Source organism: Bacillus gaemokensis (assembly GCF_001590835.1).
Classification (GTDB): Bacteria; Bacillota; Bacilli; order Bacillales; family Bacillaceae_G; genus Bacillus_A; species Bacillus_A gaemokensis.
Genome location: NZ_LTAQ01000030.1, coordinates 1 through 11,873, shown reverse-complemented (window position 1 = coordinate 11,873; position 11,873 = coordinate 1). Strand labels below are relative to the sequence as shown.

4 protein-coding genes and 1 pseudogene are annotated in these 11,873 nt (G+C 35.6%); 1 reads left to right on the top strand and 4 read right to left on the bottom strand.

What is annotated here, in order from left to right; genetic code table 11:
• Nucleotides 1–189: 189 nt before the first annotated feature.
• Nucleotides 190–375, bottom strand: a pseudogene (locus tag AZF08_RS19220) (hypothetical protein); the annotation flags it as partial.
• Between the two features lie 202 nt (nt 376–577).
• On the opposite strand from AZF08_RS19220, the gene AZF08_RS19215 reads away from it, so the two are divergent.
• The gene (locus AZF08_RS19215) at nt 578–1,534 is read left to right on the top strand and encodes an alpha/beta hydrolase (protein ID WP_033678920.1); all 957 of its coding nucleotides are present in this window, start codon (nt 578–580) and stop codon (nt 1,532–1,534) included.
• Between the two features lie 122 nt (nt 1,535–1,656).
• Here AZF08_RS19215 and AZF08_RS19210 read toward each other — a convergent pair whose 3' ends face one another.
• The 3 genes from AZF08_RS19210 to AZF08_RS19200 are packed head-to-tail and all read right to left on the bottom strand — an operon-like array spanning nt 1,657 to nt 11,166.
• Nucleotides 1,657–3,111 carry a pyridoxal phosphate-dependent decarboxylase family protein gene (locus AZF08_RS19210; protein ID WP_033678921.1) on the bottom strand — a complete coding sequence of 485 codons (1,455 nt, stop codon included), beginning with the start codon at nt 3,109–3,111 and terminating at the stop codon, nt 1,657–1,659.
• A gap of 55 nt (nt 3,112–3,166) precedes the next feature.
• Nucleotides 3,167–10,156 carry a non-ribosomal peptide synthetase gene (locus AZF08_RS19205; protein WP_033678922.1) on the bottom strand — a complete coding sequence of 2,330 codons (6,990 nt, stop codon included), beginning with the start codon at nt 10,154–10,156 and terminating at the stop codon, nt 3,167–3,169.
• Between the two features lie 32 nt (nt 10,157–10,188).
• Nucleotides 10,189–11,166 carry a SagB/ThcOx family dehydrogenase gene (locus tag AZF08_RS19200; protein ID WP_033678923.1) on the bottom strand — a complete coding sequence of 326 codons (978 nt, stop codon included), beginning with the start codon at nt 11,164–11,166 and terminating at the stop codon, nt 10,189–10,191.
• Between the last annotated feature and the right edge of the window lie 707 nt (nt 11,167–11,873).

Genomic DNA, 11,873 nt, shown 5'->3' with positions numbered 1-11,873 from the left:
GAATTCATCCATCAATTGTTTGGACTAACAGCATAAAATACAATTCCGCTAGAAATATATGCGCTATATTCTCTTTTATTTTATCTTTGCACCAGAACCGTTTCTTGTAATACATCAAGCACACCACGTGAAATAAATTCAGAGGCCTTTGGACCGATACCCTGTTAACATAATATTTGTACTGTTCTCTTATATTAATGCCTGCGCATGAGCATTTCCTTGAATTTTATACCAAAATTCTTTTAAGGAATATAAATGTGTTAATCCTTTCCGAGCATGAATTCGAACCGGTACCCCTTGCAATGTATCATGAAAATAAAACGGATCATCAATTGGTTCAATTGGAAAACCAAGTGTAAATAAATACAGCCACATAAAACCACTTTGGTCCTAAATCACCTTCTTGTATAATTAGTTGCATGAAACTTTCTCCTAAAAGAAGGTTTATTTTTTTGAATATTCTGTTGACGATTATGACATATCCACTTTACAATTTAATTGTGATGATTTTATCACAATTAAACTACTTAGAATCCACTTTACATATTTAAAAACAATTAAAAATAGGGGTGTTAAAATGAAGAACCGAGTAAATGCAGATTTATTACCAGGTTTAGAAATGTTTCCTGATCTCGATTTACGCCCAGAGAACTTGCAAACAATCAGAGAAGGAATATCGCAAATGAGACCACCTACTGTTGTTGATGAATCCCTTTCATTAACAGATGAAGTCATTGTTGGACCTGACGCTAATCCATTACCATTAAGAATTTATCGTCCAAAATTAAATAATGGATCCTTACCTGTCCTGTTATGGATACATGGTGGTGGTTATATCTTAGGGTCTATAGATGATAATGATGATACTTGTATGAGGTTTGCAAAAGAAGCTGGCTGTGTGGTCGTGTCTGTAGACTACCGTTTAGCTCCAGAGCATCCTTATCCAGCACCAATTGAGGATTGTTATGCAGCATTAAAATGGATTGCTGATAACGCAGAGTCATTAAACATTGATTCGAATCGAATTGGTGTTGCAGGAGCGAGCGCTGGCGGTGGACTAACAGCAGCATTGACATTATTAGCTCGCGATCGAAAATATCCTTCTATTTGTTTTCAAATGCCACTCTATCCAATGATTGATGACCGAAATAATACACCTTCTACGAATGAAATTAAAGAAGGATTTGTTTGGAATCAAAAGACAAATGAAGCTGGCTGGAAAATGTATTTAGGAGAAATATATGGAACGGATAATATTCCTGCCTATGCAGCCCCTGCTCGAGCAGAGGATTATAGTAATCTGCCATATACCTACACATTTGTTGGTCAATTAGATCCATTCCGCAGCGAAACATTAACCTATGTAACCAAACTTGCGCAAGCTGGTGTTGATGTCGAATTTCATTTATATCCTAGGGCCTATCACTGGTTCGAAGGATTAAATCCAAATGCCGACGTATCTATTTACGCTGTGAATGAAATGATACAAGCAGTAAAGACTGGTTTCGAAAGAGTAGCTAAGGTAGAGGCTTAATCTCTTTACATATTCTATTATCTTAACAACAAACACACTCTCTTATTAAAAAGAGAGTGTGTTTGTTGTTGTACATTTCTTTAGTGTTTTCATTCCGTTTTATGTAAAATATACTCGGAATATTAAAGTTGCGGAATTGAAATAAGATGTTTAGACGATATGTTTACTTCCTCTGCAAGTGCTTTGATTTTCATCATAATTTGAAGCATTTCTTCTGTTGTCGTCCTTGGGTTGATGGAACAAAGTCGAATTACCACTTTTTCTTTCAATTTGGTCGTACTTAGCATAGCGAATCCTCTGTGATTAATTTCTTCCACCAGTTTTTTGTTTAGTTCATTAATTTTATCTATAGATGCTAGTCCACAAGGGGTATAGCGAAAAGTAACAATTCCTAACTGGGCAGATGTTACCACTTCCCAATCTTTTTCTTTCCTTAAAAACTCTTCAACTTGTTCAGCCAACATAATGCCATGATCAATTGCCTTTCGAAAAGCTGTGACTCCAAACACTTTAAAAGAAAGCCATACCTTTAACGCCCTAAATCTACGAGATAGTTCAATTCCACATTCTCCAAAATTAACTTTTTCTTCTATATTAGTTTCCGTATCCTTAATATACTCCGGAATCATACGGAATGTTTCACTTAAGTATTGGCTGTTTCTAATGAGTACACAGCCCACATCATAAGGCTGAAAAAGCCATTTGTGAGGGTCCAGTGTTAAAGAATCGACTCGATGAATTCCTTGAAGTAAAACACTTCCTTTTTCACTGAGAATTGCTGGAGCACCATAGGCCCCATCCGCATGTAGCCATACATCTTCTTCATTACAGAGATCAGCCAATTCATTGAGGGAATCAACCGCTCCACAATTAGTTGTCCCTGCATTAGCAACAACACAGAATGGTTTTTTCCCTTTTAGTCGATCTTCTTTTATTTGCTTTTTTAAAGTACTAACTGAAATTCGTAAATATTCATCTGTTTCAATTCGGCAAATTTGATGATGTTTGAACCCTAATACTTTAAGTGCCCGATCCACAGAAAAATGAGTTTGGTCGGAAAAATACACAACCGCATTTTCTATATCGTTATTAAGCTTGACCTGTCTCGCTACAGTAAGCGCAGTCAAATTAGCCATGGAACCCCCACTTACAAATAGCCCTTCAGCCGAATCAGGGAATCCTAACATTGATTTTAACCAGTTGATTGTCGTTAATTCGATTTGCTCAGCACCTGCGCCTACAATCCAAGCTGTGGGAAATACATTAAACCCACTTGCTAAAAAATCTGCTACTACTCCTACATAATTATTAGGACCCGGCACAAAAGCCATAAAATGAGGATGATCCACATGGGTAATCTGATTAAACACATTGCTATTAAGAAAATGAAGGAGCTCTTTCGGATTGGATCCGTTTTCTGGAATTGATTCAGTTAGCTTGTCTCTAAAAATATCACTATCAATCGTTTCAGATACTGGTTTACTTTTTAAATGATTCATATGGTCAACAATTAAATCAACCGCTTGATATCCTAACTGACGCATCTCTTCGGCTGATAACTGCAGGTTTTTCGTCATTTGGTTCACTCCTATTCCATTTAAAAAGGCGAGTTCTTGCTCGCCTTTTCATTTTTTATAATTTGTAATCACCGATTGTCTGTGTTGGATTTTGAAGGATCATGTTGATTAACTGATGGATATGATTCAATATTTCCTCTATTTTCTCCGCTTCATATACAGTTTGATCATATCCAAATTTTATTGTAAGTTTCTCTTCAGGGAAGCACATAATTCCATACTTTACATGCGGCTCATCAACGACTTGGTAATCTGTGATGGCAAAATTTCTATTCTCATTTGAAGAATAGATTTCTGGGTTCGTTGGATAGTTTTCAAAAACCCAAAGATGGTCGGTTAACTGATTAATCAACTCACTTTGTTTTTGTATCTCAACAAATGAATAGTATGCATACTCATTACATTTCAATGTTTCTATTTGTACTTTTTGCAAGAAGTCCACAAAAGATTGTGTTTCTGTCCATGCTAGTCGGATAGGCAAAACATTTGTGAACAGTCCAAACATATTTTCAATCCCTTCTACTTCGGGAGGTCTGACTGATACTAGATTAGGTAATACTACTTCTTTCATTCCATTGTATTTGCCAAGCAATATTCCCCATACAGCTAGTAATGCCGAATTCACAGTTATATTGTTTTTGGTTACAAATGTCTGTAACTGATTAGTCAAATCCTTATCTAAGGTTAAATCCATAAATGTGAAATTTAACCCTTCACTTTGAGTTGGTACTTTCTTTTTAGGAATACTGATTTTTCGATTGTATCCTGATAAATAATCCCGCCAAAAATGACGTGCTTTCTCATGATCTTGTGCTAAAGTCCAGTCTATGAATGTTTGAAAAGGTTTTACCGTAGGTAACTCTACTGTAGTTCCCGCATTTATTGTTTCATAGAGTTGGAATAATTCGTCTAACAAAATGCTGACGCTCCAACCATCGCACAATAGATGATGGGAACTCCAAACTACCTTATACTCGTCATTCCCTAGTAGAAATATACAGAGACGGGTCATGAGTTCATCATTTTTGAATCCTCGACTTAAATTTTCATTCATCCACTGATCTATGAATTCCTGTTGTTCTTGTTTTGCCATCTCAATCAAGCTTTTTACCTCTGAAATCATTTGAACATCATGTAGTACAGCTTGCCAAGGTTGTTCTTGTTCATCTTGCACGATGATTGTTCTTAGAGAATCGTGACGATCAACTAATTGTTGAAAACACTGAATAAAGAGATCTACATCTAATTGCCCCTCAAGCGTCCAAATTGTTTGTTCGAAATAAGCATTGGTATCAGGTTCAGCTGCAGCATGTTCATAAATAACTTGTTGGAAAGGTGCCAATGGGTAAATTCGTTCTATTTTTAAATCTGGCATTTTTTCTTTTATTTTGTTAAGTGTATGTTGATTTAGTGATGTAACTTTATTTTCTTTCTTTTTGTTTATATCGTCTGTTTGTGAACTTGAAAAATGGTCTAGCTTTTTAACAAAATGAACCATGTCTCCTAATATAGGAAACGAAAATAGATTTTTTGGCTCTAACTCAAATCCTTGTCTATACAGTCTGACAGAAACTTGAATCGCTTTTATCGAATCTCCACCTAAGGCAAAGAAATGATCATTTACTCCGATTTGATCTACTTTGAGTACTTCTTGCCATACACTAGTCAATATTTTTTCCATTTCAGTTTTTGGAGCAATAAACACATCATTTTTTTGTTTCTCTGGAGCAGGAAGCTCTTTTCGATCTAATTTCCCATTAGGAGTTAAGGGTAGTCGTTCTAGATAAACAAAATAAGAAGGTATCATGTACTCTGGCAAGTAGTCTCGCAAATGCTGTCGTAGTTCTGTTGTACTTATATTTTGCTCAGTTACCACATATGCGACTAAAAATTTCATCCCATTCTCATCTGCCTGATCAATTACTACAGCTTGTTCGACTTGTTTGTAAGTGAGAAGACAATGGGCAATTTCTTCTAATTCCACACGATATCCTTGAATTTTGACTTGATAATCTTGGCGGCCTAAAAATTCAATATACCCCTCGGGATGCATTCTGCCACAGTCTCCCGTCTTGTAAATGAGACCAAGCTCCGGATGTGACACAAATACTTCATTCGTTTTCTGTTCATCATTTAAATATCCTTTAGCAAGACCCACTCCCCCAATATATAAATCACCAATTACACCAACAGGACACATTTTCTTTTCATAGTTCAACACATAATACGTTTGGTTTGCCAAAGGCATCCCATATGGAATACTGTTCCAATGTGATGCCACCTGTTTGACTGGATAATAAATTGACCAAATTGATGCTTCTGTTGCTCCTCCCAGTGAAATTACTTCCGCAATCGAGAAATGTCGTTTTATTTTTTCTGGTAAAGAGAGTGGAATCCAATCCCCACTATGTAAAACTAAACGTAAAGAAGAATTTTCAAAATGAGTACCTACTTGATCCAATGCCAAATCCATGATTGCAGGTACTGTATTCCAAATTGTAATTCCTCTGCGTTCGACCGTACGGATTAGTTCTTGCATGTCTCTCGGATCACGAATCATTACCAACATTGCACCCGTGCTTAACGTTCCAAAAATATCGTATACAGACAGGTCAAAGCACATGGAAGAGATACCAATAATGCGATCTTCTTCATTTACCTGGTATTTTTCATTGATATCTTGAATGGTATTTGCAACCGCTTGGTGAGTAATGATTACTCCTTTTGGCTTTCCAGTACTTCCTGAAGTATAGATAATATAGGCAAGATCTTCCGGATTAGCAATAGTAGGTAGATCTTCAGTTGTATATAATGACAAATGTTTCTCTTCATAAAGACTAGATTCTAATAAAAGTTTGCATGCGCTATTTTCTAAGATATATGTTTGTCGATCTAGTGGATGATCAGGATCGATGGGTACGTAAGCAGCACCTGCTTTTAAAATCCCCATCATATTAGCAATCGTATCAACTCGCCTCTGTGCCAAAAGGCCAACTTTGTCCCCTAAACCAATCCCTTGTTCTTGCAAGTAGTGCGCAACTTGATTGGAGCGCTTATGAAGCTCCGAGTAAGTTAACCATTCTTGCTCAAAGACCACTGCTACTTCACGCGGTGTACGCTTTACTTGGTCTGTGAATAATTGATACAGAGTAGTAGAAGGTATTTTTTCTGTTGTCTGATTGTATTGCTCAATTAAAGTTTGATCCGATTCTTTCATTTGCAAAGAGGTTACGTCACTTTGTTTCACCAATTGTTCCAACAAGTCGACAAATTGGGAAAACATTGCTTCTATCACATCAGCATCAAACAATTCTTCTACATAGTTCCAGCTAATTAATAACTCTCCATTTTTTTCAATTACCACATTATCCAAATACACTTGTGGAGTCCGAGCGTGAATATGGCGAAGAGAACCAAGCTGTTCCCAAGCAAAAGCACCCGCACCTGCTAGCATCGAGGTGAAAACAATTGGCATAACTGCTTTTGGCGTCATTTGGTGATGTCGAGTAAAATCTCGAATAAAGTTAACTCCATCGTAATGCCGATGTTCAAGGCCATCTAATAAAGTAGATTGAGTTTGTTTTACTCTAGTAAAGAAAGATTGCTCTGGATTCACATCAACATCCAATAAAATGAGTGAAGTGAAATCTCCCACAATCTGCTCTACTTCTTCATGAACAGGATAACGATTAAATACAGTCAAATTAATTGCCAATCGACGTTGATTACTCCAATATGCCAACACATCACCATATATCGTACAAAGTAGAGCGGAAGGAGTTACTTCTTTCTCTTGTGCTAACTTTCGTAACTTTGTCCATTTTTCATTGTCCAGGATCTTAGTAAGTGATTGGAATTTAGGAGTAGCAATCTCTACCGGATCCTTTTTTAACAGCAAAGAAGGAGCAAACGGAAAGTCAGGAAGCTTACTTGTCCAATAATCTTTTGCTGTTTTATATTCTTTGCTTTGTTCCATTTCATCATAGATAAACATGTAATCTTGAAAATCAAAAGAAAGAGAATCCAAACTTTGATCTGGTTTGTAATAATAATGAAACAAATCATGTCCAACGATGTTCATGCTTGCCCCGTCCATCAATAAAGCATCATATCGAAAACATAACAAATAAGTGTCTTCTTTTAAAAGAAAGGCTTTCAATTCAAACAAAGGCCATTGCCCCAAAGGAAATACATGGTTAGTCATTCGAGAACGTTCTTCTTGCAAGCGAACACTTTGTTTCCTATCATCTAAACCAATGAGACTTTCTATTTCAATCTGATAATCAGGAACGTTTTGTAAAATTTGTTGTTTTCCCTCTGGCAAGATTACAGCTCGTAACATTGGATGGCGATGAATTACCTTTTGAAAACTTTGCGAAAGACGATTGATATCCAATTTTGTTTCATATTCAAAATACGTTTGAGGTGAAATACCGCTTAATTCAAACTGTGAATTCCGTCCTAACATGTAGGCTGTCTGAACTTCTGTTAAGGGAAATGGCTTGGACAAATCTTTAACACGAGTTGGCATATTATCTAAGCATTCTTCTTTATGCTCCACCTCTACATAAGAACTTAGTTGAGCAATCGTGGGATGTTTGAAAAAATCCGTTGTACTTACTTTCAAATGGTCTTTTCTTAATAAATTGATAATCTGTAGTGCTTTAATCGATTCTCCTCTTAAAGTAAAAAAGTTATCATGAATACCGATCCGCTCGATTTCCATCACTTTTTCCCATGCTTGCACCAATTTCTCTTCAATTTCATTTCGTGGGGCAACGTATGGAATAGATACGTAATCTGTTTGAGTTACATCCAATAACCTTTTTCGATCTACTTTCCCATTTGGATTCAATGGAATCTCTTCTACCTGAATCATTTTTTCAGGAATCATAAACTCAGGTAATTTATTGCTTAAATATTTTCTGAGCTCTCCAAAAGGGACCTTATTATCCGATACATAGTAAGCGGCTAATAAGGTCCTGTTTCCATATACCTGATCAACAACAATAGCTTGGCTTATCTCTGGATATTTCCTTAACTGAGCTTCGATTTCCCTTAATTCAATCCGATACCCCCGAATTTTCACTTGATGATCCATTCGACCGAGATATTCAAATTCTCCATTAGGCAACCAACGAACGAAATCACCCGTATGATACATCATTTCTCCTGCTACAAAAGGATTCGGGACAAATTTTTCATCTGTCAGTTTAGATTTACCAAGATACCCCCGGGCTACTGCCACGCCAGCAATACAGAGCTCGCCCGGTATTCCAAAAGGTTTCAATTGACCATACTTATTCAATATATAGGAACGATAATTGGGATTAGGTTTTCCAATCGTCACTTCTTTGGCCGTGCTCAAATCTTTTACTGCTGCACAAATGGTTGTTTCTGTGGGACCATAGATATTTAAAATTTCCGCTTCACTGATGCTTCTAATTTTTTCAACTAAATCAATTGAAAATGCTTCCCCTGCTAACAAAATGGACTTTAAATCTTTTAGAAAATCTGCCCCTTCTGGATCACTCAAAATCACTTCCATTCTTGATGGGGTTGATTCCCATAAATCCACCTTATGTTCTTTGACCAAATGAGCCAATTCTTTTGTTGCAAACTGCTCCTCTGTAGCTATGACTACTTTCGAACCTTGAGTTAAAGGAAGACATATTTCTAACAAAGAAATATCAAAAGAAACACTAGCAAGAAACAAGAACGACTGATTATCTTTTACTTTTTCTCTCATAACGCTTAAAAAATGGACAAGAGATTTCTGTTCCACCATTACGCCTTTTGGATTTCCTGTTGATCCTGATGTGTAAATAACATAAGCCAAATCATTAGGAACACTTTCTCGAACTAAATTGCTTTCTTCACCTTGGAAGAGATGTTCCTCATCAAGATACAGCACTTCACCAGCAAATTGTGGCAATTCTACCTCTGTTCGCTTGCTCAGCAAACATTTGGCTTGACTATCTTGTAACATATATTCAATTCGTTCACTTGGATAGTGAGGATCGATTGGTAAATATGCTGCTCCTGCTTTTAAAATCCCCATCATGCCAATGATCATTTCCAATGACCGATCTACCATAACTCCAATAATGCTTTCTTTCGATGCACCTTTACTTTGGAGAATAGAAGCCAATTGATTTGCTTTCTTATTTAATTCTCTATATGTCAAAGATTGATCATTACAAATAACAGCAATTTGATCTGGGGTTTTCAACACTTGCTCCTCAAACAAATCCTGAAATGTTTGAGACAAGTCTATGCCCGTCTGAACTTGATTAAATCCTTCTAGCAACTCTTTGTCTTCTTCCGAAATAATACAGATATCTTTCACAGCCAGATTCGGATTTTTTAACACTTGCTTTAAAACATAAAGATAAGATTTGGCAAACTGTTGCAACGAAGAAAGAGAATGAGACTTGAAAGAAATTTGAAATTCAAATTCATTATGTATTTCATTCCATTTTCTTCGTATCCAGATAGCTAAATTATTCTCTGAGCATTCTTCTATCGAACTTTTATTATGTAATCCTTCCATCCCAAAAACGATTTGAAAAGGAGTTGAATGGTGTTTCGCTAATAATTCAGGGAGCGGATAACTCTGATTGTCATACCCGAATAAAGTCGTTTGTTCAACTTGATCTACCACTTGCTTAAAGGATTGATGCGGATAGATTTCACTTCCTATAGGAAGCAAATCATTACGATTCTTCCTTTGTTCATCATTTTTTTCAATTACAGGAACCCCAATTGTAATCTTTTCTTGATCTGTATAATGTGCCAAGCAAACCCTTAATGCGGCCTGTAACCAGCTAAATAAAAGTATATCCTGAGACTTACTTACTTTTTGTATAATTTGACTAAGCTCTGAATCTATAATGACTTTAATATGGTCGCATGGATTGTCTTTATTCAATTGATAACCGCTATTAAATAAAGAAAAATCGAGAACCTCGGAAGATAATTGCACCTTCCAAAATGCTTCTACCACTTTATTCTCATGAATCGAACTTCGATCTTTAATGTGCATTTTTATCTTTAGCCCCCTAATATTCATTTCATCTATTCGTTAATTTTCAAGCCAACTTCAAGCCCATGGAGAAATACTTGATGGTTATCCAAACTTAAAAAGTGCTGAATCTCTTCAAATTTCATATGACCAACGGAACAAACTCCTAAATTTAATGTCTCAGCTACCATATTTAAGGTAGCAGTGATGATACCTGATTCAATACAAGCAAATAAATATCCATCTGAACCGTATTTCGGAATGGAAGCGTTCGCATTATAGACTAAATAAACTGAAAAGGCAGACTGGTTAAATAACTCCTGGTTAATTAGCTCATGATCACTTTTGATTACTTGATCAATATTATTTACAATTAAAAGACTATTCTCTGATGGACTATAATAATAAAAACCAGCTTTCATACCCTCTATACGTTTTGGTTTTATATAGACAAAGATATCAATGGGATAGAGCCCACCCGCACTTGCGTAATGATAGTATATTTTTTCTTCTTTAACCTGTTTAAGAGTAGAAATAAATTTAGAAAATTCAGAAAAAACAATAGGTTTGTTCATATCAAATTGGCGGCAAGATCTACGCTCCCTGATTATGGCGGGCAGCTCATTTGTTTTTTCAAGTTGAATTCCGGTTGACCGCGCAGCAGGGTGCGTTCGATTTAATTGTTCACTAATATACTTATCTAGTTCCTCTTTAGAGAAGCGAATCTGATTGCTATATGGATTCGGAAAAATTTTTTCTTGTGTGGAAAATACTTCTCTTGGATGTAATATGTTACTTACTAACACCCGATTCTTTATCATAAGTTCTACTATTTTTTGTGTCTCTTCCTCATTTCCTAACGAAAAGCGCTCTACTAGCTCACTAATCGTCACACCTTTTTGAGTCAAAAAATAAAGCTCAGGAAACCAATCAGACAGAACGCCTGGAAATTTCGTTTCTCCTATCAAAACTTCATTATGCAACTTCTCCCAATGCTTAATAGGAGACCAGTAATAAATTTGCTCGCTCATATTCCCCTCCATAAATGATTAACTTATTTTACTTCCAATCCACAAAATTTTAGATTGTATACCTTGTCCCATAGCAACTATGAATGCATGTACTTCAAGACCGCCTGAGGATAATAAAATAACTTTTTTTCTTTAAAATCTTTTATTTCATCATAAAACACTATTTTTTATTGGGCATTTCACATCCTTTTCCTTAGTAACCCTATAAAATATAAACCATTTAAAACATTGAGAATATTCATTTATTTTCAATGTGAAATTATTGTAATGGATTGGAAAGTAGATGAATATAGTTATTAAACAAAATAATATTGAGAAAGTTTTATTTGTTATAGCAATAAAGCTTTAAAATGAGGTTTATTACATATGAATTAAGAAAAGAGTTTACAACTTTTCTTTAGAAGTTAATGTATAACTGTAACATTCTATTACGTACAAGTGCGTTGTCAACATATCGTATTTAAAATAGAAAAAAGGGTTACAATCGAATTTGTAACCCTTTTTTTCTATTAAAAATCAGTTTTGGAACTGTTACTCAGTTAAAGAATATTAATGCTCAGTGATTGATATTTCCTTCCTATAACTGTGATTATGTGAATGAAAAATCCCTTCAGAAAATAAAATGTACCCTATAGAGTAGACACTAAAAAAGTCTCCCTATAGGGTTTTTGTATATAATTAAGAAAAACATAAAGACTGGGGAAATT

Excerpts from the sequence above, each read along its gene's own strand:
- AZF08_RS19210 (WP_033678921.1), bottom strand. The coding sequence starts at position 3,111 with ATGACGAAAAACCTGCAGTTATCAGCCGAAGAGATGCGTCAGTTAGGA.
- AZF08_RS19205 (WP_033678922.1), bottom strand. The coding sequence starts at position 10,156 with ATGCACATTAAAGATCGAAGTTCGATTCATGAGAATAAAGTGGTAGAA.
- AZF08_RS19200 (WP_033678923.1), bottom strand. The coding sequence starts at position 11,166 with ATGAGCGAGCAAATTTATTACTGGTCTCCTATTAAGCATTGGGAGAAG.
- AZF08_RS19215 (WP_033678920.1), top strand. The coding sequence starts at position 578 with ATGAAGAACCGAGTAAATGCAGATTTATTACCAGGTTTAGAAATGTTT.